This window comes from Pseudomonas sp. Z3-6, from assembly GCF_051131985.1.
Taxonomy (GTDB): Bacteria; Pseudomonadota; Gammaproteobacteria; order Pseudomonadales; family Pseudomonadaceae; genus Aquipseudomonas; species Aquipseudomonas zanjanensis.
The window spans coordinates 6,656,612-6,681,442 of the sequence record NZ_CP071644.1 but is presented as its reverse complement, the minus strand read 5'-3'; the positions used below and the strand labels follow the sequence as shown (position 1 = coordinate 6,681,442).

Genomic DNA, 24,831 nt, shown 5'->3' with positions numbered 1-24,831 from the left:
CGCCGAATGGTCGGCGTGGTCATTGGATATCAATGGGTCTGGCCGTGCCACGGCACCAGTTTGCGTTGCAGGGCGCGCAGGCCCATTTCCATGGCGAAGGCGATCAGTGCGATCACCAGGATGCCCAGCACCACCACGTCAGTAACGAGGAACTGCGCCGCCGACTGCACCATGAACCCCAGGCCACTGGTGGCGGCAATCAGTTCGGCGGCCACCAGCGTCGACCAACCCACACCCAGGCCAATGCGAATGCCGGTGAGAATGTCCGGCAGGGCACTAGGCACGATCACATGGCGAATCAACTGAGCCCGCGTGGCACCCAACGATTGCGCCGCGCGCAGTTTGACCCGATCGACCGTGCGCACGCCGGTGGCGGTGGCAATGGCAATCGGGGCGAAGATCGCCAGGTAGATCAGCAGCACCTTCGACAGCTCGCCGATGCCGCACCAGATCACGATCAACGGCAGGTACGCCAACGGTGGAATCGGCCGGTAGAACTCGATCAACGGATCGAGCACGCCGCGCGCGATGCGGTTGGCGCCGATGGCGATGCCCACCGGCACCGCCGTCAGCACCGCGAACAACAGTCCCAGGCCAATGCGTTCAAGGCTGGCGGCCAAGTGCTGCCAGAGGGTGGAATCCATGTAGCCGCGAGTCGCCAGCAGCCAGCCTTTTTCCAGCACGGCCGACGGTGAGGGCAGGAACAGCGGTTCGATCAGGCCGCTGGCGGTGACGGCCCACCAGATCACCAGCAAGGTGATCAGGGTCAAGCCGCTGATCCAGCGCGTGCTCAGGTGGAGTCTCAAGCCACGGGCCGTGGGCTTGGTCGCCGCGTCACGGACCACCGCTGGAATTTCATAGCTGCTCATGCGCGCTCCTGTGGCCGAGTGGCGCTGCGTTGGGAGAACACTTTGGCGAGCACATGCTCGCGGGTTTCGATGAAGCGCGGGTCGGACTTGATCGAGCGCGCCGATTCTCCGGCCCCGTAGCGCTGGCCGAAATCCAGGCTCAGGCGCTCGACGATTTGCCCCGGGTTCGGTGCCAGCAGAATCAAGTCAGTGGCAAGGAACACCGCTTCTTCAATGTCGTGGGTGATCAGGAACACCGGCTTGGCGGTGCGCTGCCAGACCTGCAGCAACAGTTCCTGCATCTGCTCGCGGGTGAAGGCATCCAGGGCACCGAACGGTTCGTCCATCAACAGCACGCGAGGGTCGGCCGCCAATGCCCGGGCCAGGCCAACACGTTGTTTCTGGCCGCCGGAGAGCTGCCAGACGCGGCGTTGCTCGAAGCCGGCCAGGTCCACCAGTGCCAGCATTTCCCGAGCCTGGGTTTCGCGCGTTTGCTTGGCGACCCCGGCCAGTTCCAGGCCGAACCCAACGTTTGCCAACACGTCCTGCCAAGGCAGCAGCGCATCGTCCTGGAACACCACGCCGCGCTCGGCGCCCGGGCCCTTGACGGGTGTGCCGTCGAGGGTGATCTGTCCGGCGCTGGGCTCGACGAACCCGGCAATCAGGTTCAACAGCGAGGTCTTGCCGCTGCCGGACGGGCCGAGGGCAACCAGCAATTGCTTCGGCCCCAGGGTCAGGGATATATCCGCCAGCACCGGTTCCGTCTCGCCGGGGTACTGTGCGCTGATGCGCTCCAGCTGTAGCAAGGCCATCGCGTGTCTCCCTTTTTCGATCAGCGAGTGATGTATTTGGCGCTGACGTACGGTGCGTAGTCCGGCAGCACGGCGTCGACCTTGCCTTGCTCCTTCAGGAACGCCGCGGTGTCGGTGATGGCTTGGGTAGTCGGCGCGCCGAGGCTCACGACCTGATCGGCTGCCAGGGGGAAGACGTTGCCTTGCAGCAACAGCGGGATATCGCTGGCCTTGGCGCCGGAGAGCTTCACCAGTTTGTCGACGTTGGACGCATCGGCCAGCCAGGCCTGCGGGTCCTTGCGGTACTGGGCGTAGGCATCCAGGGTCACTTTAGCGAAGGCGGTGACAATCTCGGGATGCTTCTGGGCGAAGTCCTTGCGCACGATCCAGGCGTCGAAGGTCGGTGCGCCGAACTTGGCCAGCTCCGCGGAGGTGATCAGCACCTTGCCGTTTTCCTTGGCCACGCCCAGGGCCGGGTCCCAGACATAAGTGGCGTCGATGTCGCCACGCTTCCAGGCAGCGATGATGGCCGGTGGCGCCAGGTTGAGCACGGTGACTGTCGACGGGTCGATGTTCCAGTGCTTCAACGCGCCGAGCAGGCTGTAGTGGCCCGTGGAGACGAACGGCACGGCGATTTTCTTGCCGATCAGGTCTTTTGGTGAATTGATGCCAGAGCCGTCACGCACCACCAAGGCTTCGGCGGCGCCGATCTGCGTAGCGATGAGGAAGGTTTCCACCGGGACCTGGCGGGTAATGGCCGCAGTCAACGGGCTGGAACCGAGGTAGCCGATCTGCACATCGCCCGAGGCAATGGCAGTGATGACGTCGGCGCCATTGTCGAACTTGCGCCAGTCGATCTTGGCTTGGGTGGCTTTTTCATAGGCGCCATCGGCCTGGGCGACTTTGGCCGGGTCGACGGTGGTCTGGTAAGCGACGGTCAGGTCGGCCGCCTGGGCAAAAAGACTCGTTGCAGCCAGGGAGGCGGCTGCGAGAAGGCGAAGGGGGAAGCGCAAAGACATGGGGAAGCTCCTCAACAGACCGCCGGGAGTTCGGCGTTGGAGGAGACTAAATGATCTAAGAATTAGAAAATAAATAACTTTTTCGAATGAGCTTATTTTCGAAAAAATCTATCGAGAGCGGCTCGGAACCTTTGTGGCGAGGGAGCTTGCTCCCGCTGGACTGCGCAGCAGGCCCGTTTTCACGACTGCTGCGCAGCCGAGCGGGAGCAAGCTCCCTCGCCACAAAAAGCGTTCTCGTACCCCGGGATTCAGTTACTGATCGCCAGGATGCTCGCCTGATACGAGCCCACGAACACATCGAAATCCCCCACCTCGTTCTGTTCCAGCTCGGCCTGCTGGACCAATGACTTACGGGCAGTTTCCTCGAACGTCGCTTGCTCCTGGGCAGGCAACGGCTCGGCGCGGAAGAACTCGGCGTGGGCCTTGCTCTGGCGCAGGGAGAACTGGGCGAAGCTTTCCTGGTGTTCGGCCATGGCGGCCAGCACCTGGGCGGAAGGGGTCAAGGACGGGTCGCGGACTTTCGCCAGTTGCGCATCCAGGGCCTGGCGGTGGGCATCGCCACCCTGGCTCTGGTCGAGCAACGAGGCCAGCGGGGCGATTTTTTCCAGCAATTCGACGGCCCAGGTCTGCATATCCACCGCTTGGCCCTGACGCTGCAATTGCAGGCCAGGCTTGCGGCCTTCCTTGACCACGGTCAGGAAGTTGCTGGTGGCGTTGCCGCATTCGTTGTTTTCCAGCTGCGGGCTGTCGTTGAGGCCGCAATACAGCAGGAACGCATCGAGGAAGCGCGACTCGGTGAGATCGATGCCCATCGGCAGGAACGGGTTAATGTCCAGGCAACGCACTTCGACGTACTGGATACCCCGGGCCATCAAGGCCTGGATCGGCCGCTCGCCGGTGTAGGTCACGCGTTTGGGGCGGATGTTGGAGTAATACTCGTTTTCGATCTGCAGGATGTTGGTATTGAGCTGCACCCACTCGCCGTTCTGGTGCGTGCCGACTTCGACGTACGGTGCGTAGGGCGTCGCCACCGCTTTGCGCAGGCTGTCGGTGTAGCTCGCCAGGTCGTTGTAGCACGGCGTGAGGCCGGCTTGGGCGTTGCTTTGGTAACCCAGGTCGCTCATGCGCAGGCTGGTGGCGTAGGGCAGGTACAAGGTGTCCGGATCCAACTGCTCCAACTGGTGCGGACGGCCTCGCAGGAAACCGATGTCCAGGGCCGGCGAGGCACCGAACAGGTACATCAGCAACCAGCTGTAGCGGCGGAAATTGCGGATCAGCGCGATGTAGGCCGACGACTGGAAGTCACGGTCGCTCACCTCGGCGGCTTCGTCCTGCCGGAGCAGTGGCCAGAGTTTTTCCGGCAGGGAAAAGTTGTAGTGGATCCCGGCAATGCATTGCATGGTCTTGCCGTAGCGCAGGGCCAGGCCCTGGCGATAGACGTACTTGAGCCGACCGATATTCGAGGTGCCGTAATACGCGATCGGAATGTTTTCTTCCGCCGGCAACGGGCACGGCATCGAGGGGCTCCACAAGTACTCGTCGCCGAGCTTGCTGTAGGCGAACCGGTGGATCTTGTCGAGGCTGCGCAGGGTATCGGCTGGGTCGGCCAGGGCCGGCGTGATGAACTCCAGCAGCGACTCGGAATAGTCGGTGGTGATCTGCTCGTTGGTCAACGCCGAGCCCAGGGCCTTGGGATGCGGGGTCTGCGCCAGGCGCCCATCGCCAGTGACGCGCAGGCATTCACGCTCGATGCCGTGCAGGCACTGTTCGAGCAGGGAGAGGTTGGCGCGCTCGCCGAGCAGGGCCAGGCGGCGGTTTAAAAGGTCGCTCAAGTTGAATTCCTTCACGCGTCAGTCGCCCCAATATGGGGGTGGGCAAGACGGTCTACAAGGGTGAAGTTAAAACTGGCGTTTTCGCCTGGTTTTTTGGGTCAAGGACTGATCGCCTCGATCCCCTGTGGGAGCGGGCTTGCTCGCGAATAGGGACTGTCAGTCAACATTGTAGTCGCCTGACACACCGCCTTCGCGAGCAAGCCCGCTCCCACGGAGAAATTTCGACACCGCATTCATGCGTCGAAATTAACTCAAATCGATGACAGGGAGCTATAGGACAGCGAACGTGCCTTGCGCTTTTGCGACCAGTTTGTCGCCTTGCATCACCTCGGCCTCGACCACCAGCGTGCGCCGGCCGGGGTGGATGACCCGGGCGGTGCACAACACGTCGCCGTCGGACACGGCGCGAATGTAGTTGATCTTGCATTCGATGGTCGCGCTCTGCTGGTCAAAGCCATGGACACTGGAGCAGGCCAGTCCCATGGCAATGTCCACCAGGCTGAACAGCGCGCCGCCGTGCAGCTTGCCGCCGCGGTTGCGCAGCGGCGGCTCGAGGCTCAGGGCGACTTGCGCCACCCCATCCCCAAGGCTCTGCAGACGGCAGCCGAGCAGCTTGAAGAACGCGCTCTCCACCAACCCGGCCGGTGCGTCCATCAGCGTTTCTTCAACTGCTTGGCGTTGGCGAACAACGAAGCCATGGCGCTGTTCGCCGGGGCTGCGGTGGCGGTTTCCTTGCGCGGCGCGGTGTTTTGCGACTGGCGTGGCGTCGAGCCAGGACGCGCACCACGGGCACCGTCGACTTTCTCGCCCGGCGTGTCGCTCATGCGCATCGACAGGCCGACGCGTTTGCGTGGGATGTCGACTTCCATGACCTTCACTTTCACCACATCACCGGCCTTCACCGCTTCGCGCGGGTCCTTGATGAACTTCTCGGACAAGGCCGAGATGTGTACCAGGCCGTCCTGGTGCACGCCGATGTCGACGAAGGCACCGAAGTTGGTGACGTTGGTCACCACGCCTTCGAGGATCATGCCCGGTTGCAGGTCCTTGAGGTCTTCGACGCCGTCCTGGAACTCGGCGGTCTTGAACTCTGGACGTGGGTCGCGGCCCGGTTTCTCCAGTTCTTGCAGGATGTCGGTCACGGTCGGCAGGCCGAAGGTTTCGTCGGTAAATTTCTTCGGATCCAGGCGCTTGAGGAACGCGGCGTCACCGATCAGCGAGCGGATGTCGCGGTCGGTCTGGGCGGCGATACGTTGCACCAGCGGGTAGGCTTCAGGGTGGACCGCCGACGAATCGAGCGGATTGTCGCCATTCATGACTCGTAGGAAACCGGCGGCCTGTTCGAAGGTTTTCTCGCCCAGGCGTGGGACCTTCTTCAGCGCGGCGCGGGTCTTGAACGCGCCGTGTTCGTCACGGTGGGTGACGATGTTCTGCGCCAGCGTGGCGTTCAGGCCGGAAATGCGCGCCAACAGCGCCACCGAAGCGGTGTTCACGTCCACGCCCACGGCGTTCACGCAATCTTCCACCACGGCGTCCAGGCCGCGCGCCAGTTTCAGTTGGGAGACGTCGTGCTGGTACTGGCCGACACCAATGGATTTAGGGTCGATCTTCACCAGCTCTGCCAGTGGATCCTGCAGGCGACGGGCGATGGACACCGCGCCACGGATCGACACGTCCAGGTCCGGGAATTCCTTAGAAGCCAGTTCCGACGCCGAGTAAACCGAAGCGCCGGCCTCGGAGACCATGACCTTGGTCATCTTCATGGCTGGGTATTTCTTGATCAGCTCGGCGGCCAGCTTGTCGGTCTCACGGCTGGCGGTGCCGTTGCCGATGGCGATCAGGTCCACCGAATGCTTGGCGCACAGGGCGGCGAGCACGGCGAGGGTCTGGTCCCACTTATTGTGCGGCACGTGCGGGTAGACCGTGGCGTGGTCCAGCAGTTTGCCGGTGGAATCCACTACGGCTACCTTGCAACCGGTGCGCAGGCCCGGGTCAAGGCCCAGGGTGGCGCGCGGGCCGGCCGGCGCGGCCAGCAACAGGTCGTGCAGGTTGTGGGCGAACACGTTGATCGCCTCGGTCTCGGCGTTGTCACGCAACTCGCCCAGCAGGTCGGTTTCCAGATGGGTGTAGAGCTTGACCTTCCAGGTCCAGCGCACCACTTCGGCCAGCCATTTGTCGGCGGCGCGGTTCTGGTTCTGGATGCCAAACTGCTGGCCGATCATGCCTTCGCACGGGTGCATGGTGCCGGGCAATTCTTCACCGACCTTCAGTGCAGAACTGAGAATGCCTTCGTTGCGACCACGGAAAATCGCCAGGGCGCGGTGGGACGGCATGCTCTTGAGCGGTTCGTCGTGTTCGAAATAGTCGCGGAACTTCGCGCCTTCCTCTTCCTTGCCGGCGATGACCCGGGCGCTGAGGGTGGCTTCCTGCTTGAGGTAGCTGCGCAGCTTTTCCAGCAGGTTGGCGTCTTCGGCGAAACGCTCCATGAGGATGTACTTGGCGCCTTCCAGCGCCGCCTTCACGTCCGCCACGCCTTTTTCGGCATCGACGAAGCGCGCGGCTTCGGTTTCCGGGGCCAGGGTCGGGTCGTTGAACAGGCCGTCGGCCAGCTCGCCGAGGCCGGCTTCCAGGGCGATCTGGCCCTTGGTGCGGCGCTTTTGCTTGTAGGGTAGGTACAAGTCTTCGAGACGGGTCTTGGTGTCGGCCAACTTGATGTCGCGCTCGAGTTGCGGGGTCAGCTTGCCCTGCTCCTGGATGCTGGCCAGGATGCTGATGCGCCGTTCGTCGAGTTCTCGCAGGTAGCGCAGGCGCTCTTCCAGATGCCGCAATTGGGTGTCATCGAGGCTGCCGGTTACTTCTTTCCGGTAACGGGCGATGAAAGGCACCGTGGAGCCTTCATCGAGTAGCGCGACGGCCGCTTCGACCTGCTGTGGGCGTACACCGAGTTCCTCGGCGATGCGGCTGTTGATGCTGTCCATAAAACCACCTGACAAATTGTGAAATCAGGCTCGCCACCGCAGAAACAGGGCTCGGCGAGACTGGTTGAGCGGCCTGGCATGCGCCGCTGCCTGGGTCAAAAGGCTGCCTGTTGACCCGCGAAATTCAAAAAGTGCTGCCTGGCCAAGATAATAAAGCGCGGCGCCGATCCAGCGATCCGGTCTGCCCTGGCACAAAGGGCCGCGCATTATAACCAGCGTTCCGCTGTTCGGGGGGCGTTGTGGAATGTGGTTTTGATGGGCGGTTTGCTGGAGATAGAGGAAAAATCTGCTAACAATGCACACGGTGCGTATAACGGCAGCTAAGCCATAATGCGCGCCAAGATCAAAGGAGCTTCCTATGAGCAGCACTGCACAAACTGCTGAAGGCGAAAAAATTCTGATTGTTGACGACGATCCAGGGCTGAGCAGCCTGCTGGAGCGTTTTTTCGTCAGCAAGGGCTACCGCGCCCGCACCGTCCCGAACACCGAGCAAATGGACCGGTTGCTGGCCCGTGAAGTGTTCAACCTGGTCGTACTCGACCTGATGCTACCCGGCGAAGACGGCCTGACTGCCTGCCGCCGCCTGCGCGGCGCCAACAACCAGATCCCGATCATCATGCTCACCGCCAAGGGCGACGAGCTGAGCCGTATCAAGGGTCTTGAACTGGGCGCCGACGATTACCTGGCCAAGCCGTTCAACCCCGACGAGCTGATGGCCCGCGTCAAGGCGGTGCTGCGTCGCCAGTCGGCACCGGTGCCGGGTGCGCCGGGCAGCGAAGACGAAAGCGTGACCTTCGGCGACTATGAACTGTCCCTGGCCACCCGCGAGCTCAAGCGCGGCGATGAGGTCCACATGCTCACCACCGGTGAGTTCGCCGTGCTCAAGGCCCTGGTGATGAACGCCCGCCAGCCGCTGACCCGCGACAAACTGATGAACCTGGCCCGTGGCCGTGAGTGGGATGCGCTGGAGCGCTCCATCGACGTACAGATTTCCCGCCTGCGCCGGATGATCGAGCCCGATCCTTCCAAGCCGCGGTACATCCAGACCGTCTGGGGCGTCGGTTATGTGTTCGTGCCGGATGGCGCCGCCAGCAAGTGATCGGCGATTTGTAGGAGCGGGTGGCCTGGCCGGTTGAAATGTCTTCTTCCAGGCGACTCGCGGTCTGTCATTGTGCGAGCATCGCTCGCTCCTGCAAGTGTGTAGCGGTTATTCATGAAAACCCCCGTGTGGTTCCCCCAGAGTTTCTTCTCCCGCACCCTCTGGCTGGTGCTGATCGTCGTGCTCTTCTCCAAGGCACTGACGTTGGTGTACCTGCTGATGAACGAAGACGTGCTCGTGGATCGGCAGTACAGCCATGGCGTTGCTCTGACCCTGCGGGCTTATTGGGCGGCGGACGAAACCAACCGGGCGAAAATCGCCGAGGCGGCGACGCTGATCCGCGTCGTCGGTGCCGGCGTGCCGGTGGGCGAGCAGCACTGGCCGTACAGCGAGATTTATCAACGCCAGATGCAGGCCGAACTGGGCGCCGACACCGAGGTGCGATTGCGCATGCATTCGCCGCCGGCGCTTTGGGTGCGAGCCCCGAGCCTGGGAGATGGCTGGCTGAAGGTGCCGCTGTATCCGCATCCGCTGCGCGGTCAGAAAATCTGGAACGTGCTCGGCTGGTTCCTGGCTATCGGCCTGCTGTCGACCGCGTCGGCGTGGATCTTCGTCAGCCAGCTCAACCAACCGTTGAAGCGCCTGGTCTACGCCGCTCGGCAACTGGGCCAGGGGCGCAGCGTGCGGCTGCCGATCAGCGATACGCCCAGCGAGATGACTGAGGTCTACCGTGCCTTCAACCAGATGGCCGAGGATGTGGAACAGGCCGGGCGCGAGCGCGAATTGATGCTTGCGGGCGTCTCCCACGACCTGCGTACGCCGCTGACCCGGCTGCGGCTGTCGCTGGAGTTGATGGGTGAGCACACCGACCTGACCGACGAGATGGTCCGCGATATCGAGGATATGGACGCGATTCTCGACCAGTTCCTGGCGTTCATTCGCGACGGGCGTGATGAGTCCGTGGAAGAGGTGGACCTCAGCGAGTTGGTGCGGGAAGTGGTCGCGCCCTATAACCAGAACGACGAGAAAGTGCAGTTGCGCCTGGAACCGATCCAGCCGTTTCCATTACGCCGGGTGTCGATGAAGCGTTTGCTGAACAACCTGATCGGCAATGCCCTGAACCATGCCGGTGCTGGCGTCGAAGTCGCGGCCTATGTCTCCGGCGACACCAGCGCGCCCTACGTGGTGCTGAGCGTCATGGACCGTGGCGCCGGCATCGATCCCTCGGAGCTGGAAGCCATCTTCAACCCCTTCACCCGGGGCGATCGCGCCCGTGGGGGGAAGGGCACGGGGCTGGGCCTGGCCATCGTCAAGCGCATCGCCTCGATGCACGGCGGCAACGTCGAGCTGCGCAACCGCGCCGGTGGTGGATTGGAAGCTCGGGTGCGGTTGCCGTTGGGCTTGATGCTGCCTCGGGATGCGGTGTAGCGATCTCTCTCAAGCAAGACAGAGACGCTGTGGGAGCGAGTCCTGTGGGAGCCGAGCTTGCTCGCGATAGCGGTGGATCAGTAAAGTTGATCTTGACTGACACACCGCTATCGCGAGCAAGCTCGGCTCCCACAAAAGCTAGCTCCCGCAGGGGTTTGTGTTGAATTAACCCTTACCCTTGGTCCGGGTCATGTTCGGCCCGCCATTCTTTTCCAGGTGCTCAATGATGATTCCCGCCACGTTCTTGTTCGTGGTGGTCTCGATGCCTTCCAGGCCCGGCGAGGAATTGACCTCCATCACCAGCGGCCCATGATTGGAGCGCAGGATATCCACGCCGGCCACGGCCAGGCCCATGACCTTTGCGGCCCGCAGGGCGGTCATGCGCTCTTCCGGCGTGATCTTGATCAGGCTGGCGCTGCCGCCGCGATGCAGGTTGGAGCGGAATTCACCGGGCTTGGCCTGGCGTTTCATCGAGGCAATCACCTTGTCGCCGACCACGAAGCAGCGAATGTCTGCGCCCCCGGCTTCCTTGATGTATTCCTGGACCATGATGTTCTGCTTCAGGCCCATGAACGCTTCGATCACCGACTCCGCCGCCGTCGCGGTCTCACACAGGACCACGCCGATGCCCTGGGTGCCTTCCAGCACCTTGATCACCAGCGGTGCGCCGTTGACCATCGCAATCAGGTCGGGAATATCGTCGGGGGAGTGGGCAAAACCGGTGACCGGCAGGCCGATCCCACGCCGTGAGAGCAACTGCAACGAGCGCAATTTGTCCCGGGAACGGGCGATGGCCACCGACTCGTTGAGGGGAAACACCCCCATCATTTCGAACTGGCGCAACACCGCGCAGCCATAGAACGTCACGGATGCGCCGATCCGCGGGATCACCGCGTCGAACCCTTCCAGCGGTTTGCCACGGTAATGGATCTGCGGCTTGTGGCTGGCGATGTTCATGTAGGCGCGCAGGGTATCGATCACCACCATTTCATGGCCACGTTCGGTCCCTGCTTCGACCAGGCGACGGGTGGAATACAGACGCGGATTACGCGACAGCACAGCGATCTTCATGCAACACCTGTGGCAGAGGTAGTGGACACCGGGAATGCCGGCTTGTCTTGAACGTATTTGCTACCCGGATTGACCACCAGTTGGCCGTCGATCAAGGCTTTGGAACCCAGTAACAGGCGATATCGCATGGATTTGCGGCAGGCCAGGGTGAACTCGACCCGCCAGATCCGGTCGCCCAGCGCCAACGTGGTGCTGATCACGTAGCGGACCTGGGCGTGACCGTTGGAACTCTTGATGGTCTTGCGCGCCACCAGCGGGGCTTCGCAGCGGCGATGGCGCAATTGCACCACCGTGCCGAGGTGCGCGGTGAAGCGTACCCACTTTTCGCCATCGCGCTCGAAAGGTTCGATGTCAGTGGCATGCAGGCTGGAGGTGCTGGCCCCGGTGTCGATTTTTGCCCGCAGGCCCGCGACTCCCAGGTCCGGGAGCGCCACCCATTCGCGCAGACCGACGACGGTCAGATGGTCAAAAGTCTTCAATAAGAACAACCTGAAATTGGCACATCGGATCGTGGACTCCGCGAATCGCGGTATTCACGCAGAATAATCACAAAATGGCGACAGTTATCTACGCACTTGTTTGTGCTTGTAACCGATTCCGACCCCAGCGATGCGTACGGCGTCGGTTTGACGGGCATTCTATCCGTCGGGCCGGATTCGTGCGCCCGACAAAAACGGTAGTACAGTTCCGGCTATTGGCAGAAAAGAGGAATGGCAGTGGCACAAAAAAAGGAAGAGGACGACAAGGTCCGTCTCGATAAATGGTTATGGGCGGCGCGATTCTACAAGACGCGGGCCCTGGCCAAGACCGCCATCGAAAGCGGCAAGGTCCATCACCGGGGAGAACGTTGCAAGCCGGGCAAGGAGCCACGTATCGGCGATGAGTTTGTCATCCGCACCGGGTTCGATGAAAAGACCGTGGTGGTCGAGGCCCTGTCGATCGTGCGGCGCGGCGCGCCTGAAGCACAGGCGCTGTATCGTGAAACCGAAGCCAGCATCGCCAAGCGCGAAGCCGCCGCCGCGCAACGCAAGGCCGGCGCCCTGGGGGTCAGCACCGACGGCAAACCGAGCAAGAAGCAGCGCCGGGACCTGTTCAAGTTTCATGGCAGCAACAACGAATAAAACGCCGGTCATGTCACCCGTGGCGAGGGAGCTTGCTCCCGCTGGGCTGCGCAGCGGCCCCGAAATCTTGCGGTCGCTGCGCAACCGAGCGGGAGCAAGCTCTCTCGCCACAATGTGTCAGCCTACACATTCAGATGGGCGTCAGTCCCTTCCCGTCAGGCAAACCCAAGCCTTGCTTGGAACCCACCCTGAATGCCCCTAAAATGCCTGCCATCATTTGTCATCACTTCAGATACCAGACCCTATGACTGATTTACCGGATACCGACTACACCCAGCGTTTCATCTTCGATGACAGCGACGCCCGTGGCGAGCTGGTGGCGTTGGAGCGTAGCTACGCCGAAGTCCTCGCCAAGCACCCCTATCCGGAGCCGGTCGCACAAATGCTCGGCGAGCTGATGGCGGCCGCAGCGTTGCTGGTGGGCACCTTGAAGTTCGATGGCTTGCTGATTCTCCAGGCGCGCTCCGAAGGTCCGGTCCCGCTGCTGATGATCGAATGCTCCAGCGAGCGTGAGATCCGTGGCCTGGCCCGGTATGACGCCGAACAGATCGCGCCCGACGCCACCCTGGCCGACATGATGCCCAACGGCGTGCTGGCCCTGACGGTCGATCCGACCCAAGGCCAGCGTTACCAGGGCATCGTCGATCTGGACGGGGCGACCCTGGCTGAATGCTTCACCAACTACTTCGTCATGTCCCAGCAGACCAATACCCGCTTCTGGCTCTACGCCGACGGGCGGCGCGCGCGTGGTTTGCTGCTGCAACAGCTGCCTGCCGATCGCCTGCGTGACCCGGAAGAACGTGATGCCAGCTGGCAGCACATCACCGCTCTGGCCAGCACCTTGAGCGCCGATGAGCTACTGGGCCTGGACAACGAAACGGTGCTGCATCGCCTCTACCACGAGGAGCAGGTACGCTTGTTCGACGGCCAGCCGTTGCGCTTCCAATGCAGTTGCTCTCGTGAACGTTCCGGCAATGCGCTGGTCAGTCTGGGTCTGGAAGATGCGCAGCAACTGGTGATCGAGCATGGCGGCGCCATCGAAGTCGACTGCCAGTTCTGCAACGAACGCTACCTGTTCGACGCGGCGGACATCGCTCAATTGTTCGCCGGTGCGGGTGTCGACACACCGTCAGATACTCGACACTAAAACGGTTCAGCGCAGGTAAATCTCCTGGCAAACGCCGGATTTACGCCGTACTGACGGGAGGGCCCTACTCTTTTTGGGGTTTTCTGGCATAATCCGGCCCACTTTTTTCGGGTAGTAGTGCGCGACTTCCTACTACAAAACGTTTGGAGCACTCGGCCACGGGCCGACGGGGAATCTCATGACGCAAGCCAATAACGCCGTGTACACCGATCTGAGTGTCGATGATCTGGTCAAAGAAGCCCTGAATCGCGGTGAAGGCGAGCTTGCCGATACTGGCGCGCTGGTTGTCCGTACCGGTCATCGTACCGGTCGCTCGCCAGTCGACCGTTTCATTGTGGAAGAGCCAACCACCCAGGACGCCATCGCCTGGGGCCCGATCAACCGCAAGTTCCCGGCCGACAAGTTCGATGCCCTGTGGAGCCGCGTTGAAGCCTACCTGGGCGAGCGCGAGCGTTTTGTATCCCATGTGCATGTAGGCTCCGATCCTGCGCACTACCTGCCGGTCAAGATGACCACCGAGACGGCGTGGCACAACCTGTTCGGCCGTTGCCTGTTCATCAACCCCGAGCAGTACAACGCCGGTGGCAAGGACGAATGGCAGATCCTCAACGCGCCGAATTTCGTTTGCGAGCCTGAGCGCGACGGCACCAACTCCGACGGCACCGTGATCATCAACTTTGCGGCCAAGAAAGTGCTGATCGCCGGCATGCGCTACGCCGGTGAGATGAAAAAAGCCCTGTTCTCCGTGCAGAACTTCCTGCTGCCGGCTGTTGACGTGCTGCCGATGCACTGCGCCGCGAACATGGGCGAAGAGGGCGATGTGACCCTGTTCTTCGGCTTGTCGGGCACCGGCAAGACCACCCTGTCTGCCGATGAAAGCCGTTACCTGATCGGTGACGACGAGCACGGCTGGGGCGTGGGCGTGGTCTTCAACATTGAGGGCGGTTGCTATGCCAAGTGCATCGACCTGTCCGAGAAGAACGAGCCGGTCATCTGGAAAGCCATCCAGCACGGTGCCGTACTGGAAAACGTCGTTCTGGACCCCGTCACCAAGAAAGCCGACTACGCCGACGACAGCCTGACCCAGAACAGCCGCGCCGCCTACCCGCGTGAGCTGATCGAAAAACGCGCACCGAAAAACCTCGGTGGCGAGCCAAACGCTGTAATCTTCCTGACCTGCGACCTGACCGGCGTTTTGCCGCCGGTGTCGATCCTCAGCGAAGAACAAGCCGCCTACCACTTCCTGTCCGGCTACACCGCACTGGTGGGCTCGACCGAAATGGGTTCGGGCAGCGGCATCAAGTCGACCTTCTCCACCTGCTTCGGCGCCCCGTTCTTCCCGCGTCCAGCCGGTGAATACGCTGAGCTGCTGATCAAGCGCATCCGCGGTTTCGGCTCCAAGGTCTACCTGGTCAACACCGGTTGGACCGGTGGTGGCTACGGCGTCGGCAAGCGCTTCAACATCCCGACCACCCGTGCTGTGATCGCAGCGATCCAGAGCGGCGCGCTGATCGGTGCTGAAACCGAACACCTGGACATCATCAACCTGGACGTGCCGCTGGCAGTTCCAGGCGTCGAGACTGGCCTGTTGAACCCACGCAACACCTGGGCCGACAAAGCCGCCTACGACGAAGCCGCCAAGGCATTGGCCGGTCTGTTCATCGAGAACTTCAAGAAGTTCGACGTGAGCGACGCGATCAAGGCGGCAGGTCCACAGCTGTAAGGCTTGGTTGGTGAATAAAAAACCGCCCTTCAATGGGCGGTTTTTTTATGCATGGTTATTCGAGGCACCCCGATCAGCTAGGCCTCTTCCACTTCCCGCGTATCCCATCGCTGTGCCTTGATCGCCTTGTAAAGCATGCCGATGGTCAATGGCAGCTTGTTCCCCCGGCCCTTGGCCCTGCGCTTTTGAAACACATCGAATCCTTCAGGCTGGAAATAGCGATAGGCGTCGTAGTCGATGAACTCGATGGCGAATCGTTCCTCCACTGCTTCCATCAGATGCCGAGCGTCCGCGCCGTCACAACCCCAGTCGAGATTGATCGCGGTGTCCAGGCGAATCGTCTTGCGTTCAGGCAGGCCGATTTCTTCGTGGAGCAGCTCCATGAGCTGGCGCATGGTGTGATCGTCAGGGAAGTCTGGGGCGAGGTGCATGGCGAGGTTTCCGGGGCGTTGGCGTGTGTTCGTCTGGAGGGAAAGTTTAGGGGGAATCGCTGGCCATTGGAAAAAGAAGAAGATCAGCTTAAGAACATCGGCGGGTCGTTGCCGGCAAGCTTCGGCACGTTTGCCCTGGATCGGACTATGCCGGTTTCCCTTGGTGCTGCTGCCAGCGCTGCTGCAGAGCAGGTGCCTGAAATTGAACGATTGGCCTCATTGAGTTTCCGCAGGGGCTGGATCTTTATTTAACGTCTTATGACTGAACGCCAAGCTCAAACGGTCAGTTATCAAACGTCTTCGCGCTTGCGTTGCCTCTTGAGTCGATCCGCGTCGCGACCATTCAGGCTGTATCATCCCGTATCGATTCGACCCCGACCTTTTCTCGACTCGCCGCATTGTCCCGCTAGGCTTTGGGCATCGCAGCAGTCAAAGGAGCGACCGCGCATGCACAGCACCCTGGAACAGGTTTTCGGTTATCCACAGTTTCGTCCCGGTCAGGAGGCGGTCATCGGTGCCGTACTGGCCGGTCGGTCGGCGGCGGCCATCTTTCCCACCGGATCGGGCAAGTCCCTGTGTTATCAATTGTCGGCCCTGCTCTTGCCGCACCTGACGCTGGTGGTCTCACCGTTGCTGGCGTTGATGCAGGACCAGTTGGCGTTCCTCCAGCGCCACGGCATCGCGGCGGCCAGCATCGATTCGGCCCAGAGCCGTGACGAAGCCAACGACGCCATGGCGCGGGCCCGTTCAGGTGAGTTGAAGATCCTGATGGTTTCCGTGGAGCGCCTGAAGAACGAGCGCTTTCGCAATTTCCTGCAGCAGGTGCCGATCTCGTTGCTGGTGGTGGACGAGGCCCACTGCATTTCGGAATGGGGGCATAACTTCCGACCTGATTACCTCAAGCTTCCCGATTACCAGCACCAGTTCAATATTCCCCAGGTATTGCTGCTGACGGCCACCGCGACACCCAAGGTCATCGCCGATATGCAGGCGAAATTCGCCATCGCTGCCGTCGATGTGGTGACGACCGGTTTCTACCGACCGAACCTCAATCTGCTGGTCGAGCCCGTGCGCGGTGCCGACAAGCGCGCGCGACTGGTGCAGTGGTTGGGCGAGCGTGCCGGGCAGCCGAGCATCGTCTACGTCACCTTGCAGCGAACCGCCGAGCAGATCGCTGAGCACTTGGGGCGGCACGGTATCCAGGCCGAGGCCTATCACGCCGGTTTGCCTCATGAACAGCGCGAAACCATCCAGCGGCGATTCATGGGCGGCCAATCCAATTGCATCGTCGCGACCATCGCCTTTGGCATGGGCATCGACAAGAGTGATATCCGCAACGTCGTGCATTTCGACTTGCCCAAGTCCATCGAAAACTACAGCCAGGAGATCGGCCGCGCCGGACGGGACGGGAAGCCCTCCGATTGCCTGGTGCTGGCCAACCGCGACAGCCTCAACGTGCTGGAAAACTTCGTGTATGGCGATACGCCGGAGCTTACCGGCATTCGTTGCGTGCTCGATGAATTGAAGGCCGCGGCAGCCGACGGGCAGTGGGAATTCTTGTTGGGACCGCTAGCTGACCAGAGCAACATCCGGCAACTGCCGCTCAAGACGCTGCTGGTCCAGTTGGAATTGCGCCGGCTGATCGCGCCGCGTTATGCCTATTTCGCCGAGTACCGCTTCAAGTTCCTGACCGAGCCGCACGAGCTGCTGGAGCGCTTCGAAGGGGAGCGACGGGACTTCGTCGCGGCCATCATCCAAACCTCCAGTCGCGCCCGGAGTTGGGCCACGGTGGATTTTAACGGGATGTACCAGCAGTATCGCGCCGAGCGTAATCGGGTGGTGAAGGCGCTGGATTATTTCCAGGAAAAGGGCTGGATCGAGCTGGAAAGCAAACAGATGACCGAGGTGTACAGCGTGCTGGAAGCGGATCTGGATGCGCAGCTCTTGAGCACCGAGCTACACGCCTACTTCACCCGGCACGAACACGGTGAGATCGCGCGGATCCACGCCATGCTCGAATTGTTCGCCACTGACCGTTGCCTGGGTCATCGCTTGGCGGAGTACTTCGGCGACGGCAATGCGCCACGCCAGTGCGGCCATTGTTCGGTGTGCCATGGGCATGTTGCCCGCCTGCCGGAGCCGCCCGTATTGCCGGCGCTTGTGGATAAAGATTTCGAGGCGCTGTGTGGCGATTTTATCCACACGCATGAGCAGCACAGCGGCAGCGTGCCGTCTGCCGAGCGCCTCACCCGGTTCCTGTGCGGAATCAGCGTGCCGCTGTTCACCCGTTTGAAGGCACGGAAGATCCATGGGTATGCCGCACTGGAAACGTATCCATACGCTGAAGTTCGCCAGTGGGCCCAAGCGCACCTGTGAGCTGCATCCATCCGCTGAATGCCCCTCATCACACGAATAAATTTCAAAAACATTCGTTGGCTGACTAAGGTGAAGGCTGTCTTCGGATCGCCAAAACAAGAGAGCAGACATGAGCCAGACACCCTTCGATATTCAGCGCGCCGCGGTGGTCGGTGCAGGCACCATGGGACGGGGCATCGTGATGTGCCTGGCCAATGCCGGCGTGGCGGTGCAATGGGTCGACAACAATCCGCAAATGCTTGAGCAGGCGTTGGCCGCCGTAGCCGAGACCTACGCCCATGGCGTGCGCCAGGGCCGTATCGACCAGGGTGAGGCGGATGCGCGGATCGCCCGGGTGACGCGGGCACAGGATTACGCGGCGATCCGCGACGTGGACCTGGTGATCGAGGCGGTCTACGAAAACCTGGAGCTCAAGCAGACTATCTTTCGCGAGCTGGACGGCCTGTTGAAGCCCGAGGCGATCCTGGCGAGCAATACGTCGGCACTGGACATCGATGCCATCGCCGCTGTCACTCGCAGGCCAGCCCAGGTCCTGGGCCTGCATTTCTTCAGCCCGGCGCACATCATGAAGCTGCTGGAAATCGTCCGCGGTGCGCAAACCTCCAAAGCGGTGCTGGACGCGGCCTTGGTGCTGGGCAAGCGCATGGGCAAGGTCAGCGTGATATCGGGCAACTGCCATGGTTTCATCGGCAACCGGATGCTCCACCCGTATGTGCTGGAAGCGCGCAAGATGCTGCTGGAGGGGGCGTTCCCCTACCAGGTGGATGCGGCGTTGCAAGGCTTCGGCTTCGCCATGGGGCCGTTCCGCATGTACGACGTGGTCGGCATCGACCTGGAATGGCGTGCCCGTGAGCTGGCGGGGAAGGGCCAGGACGCGCCCGAGGTGCAAGTGGACAATCGTTTGTGCGAACTGGGGCGGTTCGGCCAGAAAAGCGGCAATGGGTACTATCACTACGAGCCGGGCAGTCGACAGGCCGAGCATGACGTCGAGGTCGATGCGCTGGTGCTGCGGGTCAGCGAAGCGTTGGGGTTCCAGCGTCGCGAGATCGGCCCGGAGGAAATCCTTGAGCGCTGCTTGCTGGCGCTGGTCAACGAGGGGGCGAAGATCTTGCAGGAAGGTATTGCCGAGTCGGCCCATGATATCGACCTGGTCTACCTCAACGGCTATGGCTTTCCCGCGGAAAAGGGCGGGCCGATGGCCTGGGCCGACGGGCAGGGGCTGGAAGCTATCCACGAGCGCCTGCTGGAGCTCGAAACGAAGCAGGGTGACCAGTGGCAGCCCGCGCGCCTGATCGGCGAACTGGCGGCGCAGGGAAAGGGGTTCGCGAGCCGATAGGCGTCATCCTGAAATCATTGAACAACCATGAAGAGCACTTGATGCCCCAACGTAGCGAATACCCACACTTGCAACCCATCACCACGCGTTGGCACGACAACGATGTGTACGGTCACGTCAACAACGTCACCTACTACAGCTTTTTCGATACCGCCGTGAATACCTACCTGATCGAGGTCGGGGGCCTGGATATCCATGACGGAGAGGTGGTGGGGTTCGTGGTGAGTTCGGCCTGCGACTATTTTGCCTCGATCGCCTTTCCAGACCGGATTGAAATCGGCCTGCGGGTCGGCAAGTTGGGCAGCAGTTCGGTGCAGTACGAGCTGGCGGTGTTCAAGGCGGGTGAGGAAGAGGCCTGCGCGGCGGGGCGTTTTGTCCACGTATTCGTGGATCGGGCATCGAATCGGCCGGTGGCGATTCCGGATCGGCTGCGTGGGGCGATGGAGCGTTTGGTGGTCTGAAACAAAAATCGCAGCCTCCGGTCAGGCTCTGTGAAGAGCTGCCAAAGGCTGCGATCTTTTATCGGCAGGTATCAAAGCCAGCGATCAATCGTCGTAATAACGATGTTTATGCTTGTGCTTGCGATGCCCATAGGCATGGCCGCGACCCGGATGGCCGTCACGGTAGTAGCGGCGGTCGCCACGGCGGCCGTCATAACGGCGGTCATCGTCATCGTCCTTGCCCATGTAGTTACCCAGGGCGCCACCGGCGCCACCGCCCGCTGCCGCACCGATCAGGCTGCCGGTGCTGCCGCCGACGCTACGGCCGACCACGTTGCCGCCGGCCGCACCCAGCGCGCCGCCGATTGCCGCTTCGCCGCGGCTGTGTCTGTCTGCACCGACTGCACTACCGCCTGCACCGCCCAGCGCCGCGCCGATAGTGGAACCGGTATTGCCGCCCAGGGACTGGCCGACGACCGAACCCAAAACCCCGCCTAATGCGCCGCCCACACCTGCTTCGGCAGTACCACCGGCGGAAGCGATGCCACTGGCCAGGCTAAGGGACAACAAGAGAATGGAGGAGAACTTCATAGAGGAGCCTCAAAGGGATGACGGCGCGATCCTGAGGCTGGCTTCGCTTGCTTACAATCGAAATCCGACGAGTAGCACGACTTGTGCACAATTCTCTAAGTTATTGTTTTTCGGTGGGAACTTAAGGTGAATTGGCCGGTCTTTAGCTACTTGAGACAGGCCGTTTTCCATGGGGAACGGCCTTTTTTGTGCCCGTTCGAAAAGTCGTTTGTGGCGAGGGAGCTTGCTCCCGTTGGGGCGCGAAGCGGCCCTGAAGCTTAGCATCTCGGCGTTTCAGGTGAATGGATGGAAGGGGCTGCTACGCAGCCCAGCGGGAGCAAGCTCCCTCGCCACACGACCACCATGATCCAAAAGGTTGTATCAAGCCGACTTGGCCAGGATCAGTCCGTTCTTACTCGCCGCTTCCAGGCGGATCGCGACGAATTTCGACGTCGGCGTATGGCTGCCATCACCGGTGCTTTCCAGCGGTACCAGCGGGTTCACTTCAGGGTAGTAGGCCGCAGCCTGCCCGGCCGGAATGTCGAACGCCAGCAAGGTAAACCCCTTGACCCGACGCTCGCGACCGTCTTCCCAGAGCGAGACGATGTCGGCTTTCTGCCCCGGCTTGAAGCCCAGGCGAATGATGTCCGCTTCGTTGACGAACAACACGTCGCGCTGGCCCTTTACACCGCGATAGCGGTCGTCGAGGCCGTAAATGGTGGTGTTGTACTGATCGTGGGAACGCATGGACTGCATGATCAGGTCGGGCAACTGGCCGGTGGCACGGGTGCGCTCATGCACGAGGTCGGTCGGCAACCGGTTCGGCTTGAAGTTGGCGCGGCCCGACGGGGTGTTCCAGCGTCGCGAGCCGGCGCTGTTGCCCAGGTAGAATCCGCCGGGGTTCTTCAGCTTTTCGTTGAAGTCCTTGAAGCCGGGGACGGTCTCGGCGATCAGGTCGCGAATGCGGCTGTAGTCGGCCACCAGCCAGTTCCAATCCACCGGGCGGCTACCCAGCGTGGCGGCGGCGATACCGGCGACGATCCACGGTTCCGAGCGCATCTGGTTCGACAGCGGCTGCAACTGACCCATGGAGGCATGCACCATGCTGAAGGAGTCCTCCACGGTCACCGCTTGCGCGCCTTCGGTCTGCAGGTCGATGTCGGTGCGGCCCAGGCACGGCAGGATCAGCGCGTCCTTGCCGTGGGCCAGGTGGCTGCGGTTGAGCTTGGTGCTGATCTGCACTGTCAGATCGCAATTGGCCAGGGCCTGGAAGGTGCGGTGGCTGTCCGGCGTGGCTTGGGCGAAGTTGCCGCCCAGGGCGATGAACACTTTCGCCTGGCCGTCGGCCATGGCGTGGATCGCCTCGACCACGTTGTGGCCGTTCTCACGCGGAACCTTGAACTGGAAGCGCCGCTCCAGCGTGTCGAGGAACGCCACTGGCGGACGTTCGTTGATGCCCATGGTCCGGTCGCCCTGCACGTTGCTGTGGCCGCGGACCGGGCACAGGCCTGCGCCTGGCCGGCCAATGTTGCCGCGCAGCATCATCACGTTGGCGATTTCCTGGATGGTCGCCACCGAGTGACGGTGCTGGGTGATGCCCATCGCCCAGCACATGATCACGTTCTTGCTTCTGGCGTACATGCGCGCCGCCTGTTCGATTTCGACCAGGGTCAGGCCCGATTGCTCGACGATCTGCGCCCACGGTGTATCGTCGACCGCCGCCAGGTAATCCAGCACGTTGGCACTGTGTTCGTTGAGGAACGCGTGGTCGAACACGGCCGGCGCACCGCTGTCCTGCGCCTCCCGCTCCCATTGCAGCAGGAACTTCGCCATGCCGCGCAAGATCGCCATGTCACCACCCAGGGCCGGGCGGAAATACGCGGTGTTGGTCGGCTTATTGCCGTTGGTGAGCATTTCGAACGGGCTCTGCGGATGCTGGAAGCGCTCCAGGCCACGCTCCTTGAGCGGGTTGATGCAGATCACTTGGGCGCCGCGCTTCACCGCCTCGCGCAGTGGTTCGAGCATTCGCGGATGATTGGTGCCAGGGTTCTGGCCCCAGACGAAAATCGCGTCGGCGTGCTCGAAGTCGTCGAACGTCACTGTGCCCTTGCCCACGCCCACGCTCTGGGCCAGCGCTACGCCGCTGGCCTCGTGGCACATGTTCGAGCAGTCAGGGAAATTGTTGGTGCCATAGGCGCGTACGAACAGTTGATACAAATAGGCCGCTTCGTTGCTGGCCCGGCCCGAGGTGTAGAACTCGGCCTGGTTGGGGCTGGACAGCCCCTGCAGGTGCTTGCCAACCAGGGCGAACGCCGCTTCCCAACTGATGGGCTTGTAGCGGTCGGTTTCGGCGTCGTAGCGCATTGGCTCGGTCAGGCGACCTTGGTATTCGAGCCAGTAGTCGCTCTGTTCCAGCAGCGAGGTCACGCTGTGTCTGGCGAAAAATGCGGCATCGACACGGCGCTTGGTAGCCTCCCAGTTCACGGCCTTGGCGCCGTTCTCGCAGAACTTGACCATGCCGCTTTCCGGCGAGTCGCCCCAGGCACAACCTGGGCAGTCAAAACCGCCGTTCTGGTTGGTCTTGAGCATCATGCGGATGTTCTTCAGCGCGTTGTCGCTGGTCAACCAGGCCTGAGCGACACTGATCAGCGCACCCCAACCACCGGCCGGGCCCTTGTAGGGCTTGTAGCGTGGTACGGGTTTCTGGTCGGCTTGTTGATGATTGCTCACGCTTGTTTCTCCATCGCAGGGCTGTAGACCCGCGGCGCACTTTTTTGCGGCAGGTGGATGAGGTTGAGGTTGTGTTGACGGGCCCATTGCACGGCGAGGCCCGTGGGCGACGACAGGCTGACCAGGGTCTGGATGCCGGCGCGCAGTACTTTCTGGATCAGTTCGAGGCTGCAACGGCTGGTGACGATCGCCACGCCACCGGCCACCGGGATTTGTTGCCGGATCAGCGCGCCGATCAGTTTGTCGAGGGCGTTGTGCCGACCAATGTCTTCGCGGCCCAGGAGCAACTCACCCTGGGCATTCATGAACAAGGCTGCATGCACCGCGCCGCAATGTTGGCCCAAGGGCTGGAACTGACCGATACGGTCACGCAGGCCATCGAGCCATTGCGCGGCAGGCAAGGGCGCGCCGGGCAGCACCTTGAGGTTGGGCAAGGCCTGTTCCACCGCTTCCACACCGCACAACCCGCAGCCACTGGTGCCCGCTAACTGCCGGCGTTGCTGCTTGAGGTTCCAGAAGGCGCGGTTGGCGATGGTTACCTGGGCGTAGTGCGCGGCACCGGTGCCGCTCAGTTGCAGGTCGTAGATGTCCGATGAGTCTTCAATGATGCCGCTGCCGAGGCTGAAGCCGACGATGAAGTCTTCAAGGTCGGTGGGCGTGACCAGCATGACCGCCTGGCTAATGCCGTTATAGGCAATCGCCAGCGCCACTTCCTCGGCCAGCGCGGTGCTGTCCGATTGGGCGTGGTCCAGATTGCAGTAGCGATAGCTCTGGCTGGCGGCCGGCGCGGATGTTTCCATCGCAGGCGCTGGACTGACCGGAGGCTTGTCGTTCATAGGCATCACTGAAAGTAGGAATAGTGCTAAGACTAAATGCGGCAATCTGCCACGTCTAATCGCTATTACTGATCTTCCAATAGATGACGTCGATCAAGAAGTCGTCGCTGATTTCTGATAGAGGGCAAAACAGGCCTCGGCCAACGCCGAGCGGGGGGCACCGCGCCGCATGATCAGGCCCAGCGAAACCAACGTCTGGGCGTTTTCAATGGGCTGGATGCGCAAGTCTTCGGTCAGGACATTAAGGCCGCTGTCCAGGGGCATCACCGCGCAACACAAGCCCCCATGCACAGCTTGTAACAATTGATGCACCGCGTCGGTTTGCAACAGCGGTTGGGGCGTCAGACCCCGGCTGTGGAAATTGTGATCAATGGACTGGCGAAAATGCATGCCGCTGGTGAGCATGCCCAGCGGCAGTTCGATCAACGCTTCCCAGCTCAGCGGTTGTTCACCGAAAAAGAAATACCGCTGGTCGTAAAGCAAGCCCATGCGGGTGGGGCTGAAGGGCAGGGCCTCGAAGCGTTCATTGTCCAGCCGCTCCAAGTAGGAAATGCCCAGGTCGATGCGGTTGTTCGCCAACTGTTCGAGGATGCGTTCGGAACTCAGGGACGACAATTCGAAACGCAGGCTGGGGTGTTCGGTGTGCAAGCGCTGCATCATCGCCAGCGGGTCGAAGTCCGACAACGGCACCACGCCCAGGCGCAGCGTACCCACCAGGTTGCCGCGGCAGGCCGCTGCTTCGGCCTGCAGCCCGTCATAAGCCGCCAGCACCGTGCGTGCCCAGGCCAGCACCCGTTCCCCCGGCGCGGTAAAACCTTCAAAGCGCTGGCCGCGGTTGACCAATGGCAAGTCGAGTTCTTCTTCAAGGCTGCGCAGGCGCATCGACAACGTCGGCTGGGTGATATGGCAACGTGCGGCGGCTTGGCCGAAGTGACGGGTTTCGTCCAGCGCGATGAGAAATTTCAGCTGCTTGATGTCCATCTTCGCTCCAGGGCGCGGGAAGATTCGGATTCTAGCGCTTGCGCGTGGCGGGGTCATTGGTCGGCTGGGAACCG

The 24,831-nt window shown here is 61.9% G+C and carries 22 protein-coding genes; 9 read left to right on the top strand and 13 right to left on the bottom strand.

Going from position 1 to position 24,831, the window contains the following annotated elements:
- Nucleotides 1-29: 29 nt before the first annotated feature.
- From tauC to J3P88_RS28880, 6 genes are all read right to left on the bottom strand, one after another.
- Nucleotides 30-869 (bottom strand): taurine ABC transporter permease TauC, encoded by an 840-nt coding sequence (tauC, locus tag J3P88_RS28905; protein ID WP_434573057.1) that lies wholly within the window; start codon nucleotides 867-869, stop codon nucleotides 30-32.
- Nucleotides 866-1,660: a taurine ABC transporter ATP-binding subunit gene (gene tauB / locus J3P88_RS28900; protein WP_434573056.1), complete on the bottom strand. Its 795-nt coding sequence runs from the start codon at nucleotides 1,658-1,660 to the stop codon at nucleotides 866-868. The genes tauC and tauB overlap by 4 nt, the downstream gene beginning before the upstream one ends.
- A 20-nt stretch (nucleotides 1,661-1,680) precedes the next feature.
- Nucleotides 1,681-2,658: a taurine ABC transporter substrate-binding protein gene (gene tauA, locus J3P88_RS28895; protein WP_434573054.1), complete on the bottom strand. Its 978-nt coding sequence runs from the start codon at nucleotides 2,656-2,658 to the stop codon at nucleotides 1,681-1,683.
- A gap of 248 nt (nucleotides 2,659-2,906) precedes the next feature.
- Nucleotides 2,907-4,490 (bottom strand): glutamate--cysteine ligase, encoded by a 1,584-nt coding sequence (gshA, locus tag J3P88_RS28890; protein ID WP_434573052.1) that lies wholly within the window; start codon nucleotides 4,488-4,490, stop codon nucleotides 2,907-2,909.
- Between the two features lie 270 nt (nucleotides 4,491-4,760).
- Nucleotides 4,761-5,144, bottom strand: a complete 384-nt coding sequence (locus J3P88_RS28885; RefSeq protein ID WP_122565189.1) for a PaaI family thioesterase — start codon at nucleotides 5,142-5,144, stop codon at nucleotides 4,761-4,763.
- The gene (locus J3P88_RS28880) at nucleotides 5,144-7,468 is read right to left on the bottom strand and encodes a Tex family protein (RefSeq protein WP_186707304.1); all 2,325 of its coding nucleotides are present in this window, start codon (nucleotides 7,466-7,468) and stop codon (nucleotides 5,144-5,146) included. Before J3P88_RS28880 ends, J3P88_RS28885 begins: the two co-directional genes overlap by 1 nt.
- Before the next feature lie 358 nt (nucleotides 7,469-7,826).
- Between J3P88_RS28880 and ompR the strand changes: the two genes are divergently transcribed.
- On the top strand, nucleotides 7,827-8,567 hold the full coding sequence (gene ompR / locus J3P88_RS28875; RefSeq protein WP_003196691.1) for an osmolarity response regulator transcription factor OmpR: 741 nt from the start codon (nucleotides 7,827-7,829) through the stop codon (nucleotides 8,565-8,567).
- A gap of 114 nt (nucleotides 8,568-8,681) precedes the next feature.
- Nucleotides 8,682-9,995: an ATP-binding protein gene (locus J3P88_RS28870; RefSeq protein ID WP_186707303.1), complete on the top strand. Its 1,314-nt coding sequence runs from the start codon at nucleotides 8,682-8,684 to the stop codon at nucleotides 9,993-9,995.
- 165 nt (nucleotides 9,996-10,160) lie between these two features.
- Here J3P88_RS28870 and rimK read toward each other — a convergent pair whose 3' ends face one another.
- On the bottom strand, nucleotides 10,161-11,066 hold the full coding sequence (gene rimK, locus J3P88_RS28865; protein WP_053117324.1) for a 30S ribosomal protein S6--L-glutamate ligase: 906 nt from the start codon (nucleotides 11,064-11,066) through the stop codon (nucleotides 10,161-10,163).
- Nucleotides 11,063-11,485, bottom strand: a complete 423-nt coding sequence (locus J3P88_RS28860; RefSeq protein ID WP_238349469.1) for an ATP-dependent zinc protease family protein — start codon at nucleotides 11,483-11,485, stop codon at nucleotides 11,063-11,065. The genes rimK and J3P88_RS28860 overlap by 4 nt, the downstream gene beginning before the upstream one ends.
- A 297-nt stretch (nucleotides 11,486-11,782) precedes the next feature.
- On the opposite strand from J3P88_RS28860, the gene J3P88_RS28855 reads away from it, so the two are divergent.
- The 3 genes from J3P88_RS28855 to J3P88_RS28845 all read left to right on the top strand — a co-directional run bounded on the left by J3P88_RS28855 (nucleotide 11,783) and on the right by J3P88_RS28845 (nucleotide 15,057).
- Entirely contained in the window at nucleotides 11,783-12,187 is a 405-nt protein-coding gene (locus J3P88_RS28855; protein WP_060739670.1) for an RNA-binding S4 domain-containing protein, read from the top strand.
- A gap of 244 nt (nucleotides 12,188-12,431) precedes the next feature.
- Entirely contained in the window at nucleotides 12,432-13,334 is a 903-nt protein-coding gene (hslO, locus tag J3P88_RS28850) for an Hsp33 family molecular chaperone HslO (RefSeq protein ID WP_186707302.1), read from the top strand.
- Between the two features lie 178 nt (nucleotides 13,335-13,512).
- Nucleotides 13,513-15,057, top strand: a complete 1,545-nt coding sequence (locus J3P88_RS28845; RefSeq protein ID WP_186707301.1) for a phosphoenolpyruvate carboxykinase — start codon at nucleotides 13,513-13,515, stop codon at nucleotides 15,055-15,057.
- 77 nt (nucleotides 15,058-15,134) lie between these two features.
- Here the strand turns inward: J3P88_RS28845 and J3P88_RS28840 are convergent, their stop codons facing one another.
- A complete protein-coding gene (locus J3P88_RS28840) occupies nucleotides 15,135-15,488 on the bottom strand; it encodes a DUF1493 family protein (RefSeq protein ID WP_434573047.1) in 354 nt (117 codons plus the stop codon).
- A 66-nt stretch (nucleotides 15,489-15,554) separates the two neighbouring features.
- Between J3P88_RS28840 and J3P88_RS28835 the strand changes: the two genes are divergently transcribed.
- The 4 genes from J3P88_RS28835 (at nucleotide 15,555) to J3P88_RS28820 (ending at nucleotide 19,661) form a co-directional block, all read left to right on the top strand.
- Nucleotides 15,555-15,740: a hypothetical protein gene (locus J3P88_RS28835; protein ID WP_434573045.1), complete on the top strand. Its 186-nt coding sequence runs from the start codon at nucleotides 15,555-15,557 to the stop codon at nucleotides 15,738-15,740.
- 195 nt (nucleotides 15,741-15,935) lie between these two features.
- Complete coding sequence (locus J3P88_RS28830) at nucleotides 15,936-17,864, top strand: RecQ family ATP-dependent DNA helicase (protein WP_434573043.1); 1,929 nt, start codon at nucleotides 15,936-15,938, stop codon at nucleotides 17,862-17,864.
- A 109-nt stretch (nucleotides 17,865-17,973) separates the two neighbouring features.
- The gene (locus tag J3P88_RS28825; protein ID WP_411386202.1) at nucleotides 17,974-19,200 is read left to right on the top strand and encodes a 3-hydroxyacyl-CoA dehydrogenase; all 1,227 of its coding nucleotides are present in this window, start codon (nucleotides 17,974-17,976) and stop codon (nucleotides 19,198-19,200) included.
- Between the two features lie 41 nt (nucleotides 19,201-19,241).
- Nucleotides 19,242-19,661 carry an acyl-CoA thioesterase gene (locus J3P88_RS28820; RefSeq protein WP_434573042.1) on the top strand — a complete coding sequence of 140 codons (420 nt, stop codon included), beginning with the start codon at nucleotides 19,242-19,244 and terminating at the stop codon, nucleotides 19,659-19,661.
- Between the two features lie 84 nt (nucleotides 19,662-19,745).
- Here J3P88_RS28820 and J3P88_RS28815 read toward each other — a convergent pair whose 3' ends face one another.
- The 4 genes from J3P88_RS28815 to J3P88_RS28800 form a co-directional block, all read right to left on the bottom strand.
- On the bottom strand, nucleotides 19,746-20,231 hold the full coding sequence (locus J3P88_RS28815; protein WP_053181061.1) for a glycine zipper domain-containing protein: 486 nt from the start codon (nucleotides 20,229-20,231) through the stop codon (nucleotides 19,746-19,748).
- Between the two features lie 360 nt (nucleotides 20,232-20,591).
- Nucleotides 20,592-22,940: an FdhF/YdeP family oxidoreductase gene (locus J3P88_RS28810; protein WP_434573040.1), complete on the bottom strand. Its 2,349-nt coding sequence runs from the start codon at nucleotides 22,938-22,940 to the stop codon at nucleotides 20,592-20,594.
- Nucleotides 22,937-23,776 (bottom strand): formate dehydrogenase accessory sulfurtransferase FdhD, encoded by an 840-nt coding sequence (gene fdhD / locus J3P88_RS28805; protein WP_434573038.1) that lies wholly within the window; start codon nucleotides 23,774-23,776, stop codon nucleotides 22,937-22,939. The genes J3P88_RS28810 and fdhD overlap by 4 nt, the downstream gene beginning before the upstream one ends.
- Before the next feature lie 93 nt (nucleotides 23,777-23,869).
- Nucleotides 23,870-24,757 carry a LysR family transcriptional regulator gene (locus tag J3P88_RS28800; protein ID WP_186707291.1) on the bottom strand — a complete coding sequence of 296 codons (888 nt, stop codon included), beginning with the start codon at nucleotides 24,755-24,757 and terminating at the stop codon, nucleotides 23,870-23,872.
- Nucleotides 24,758-24,831 lie beyond the last annotated feature (74 nt).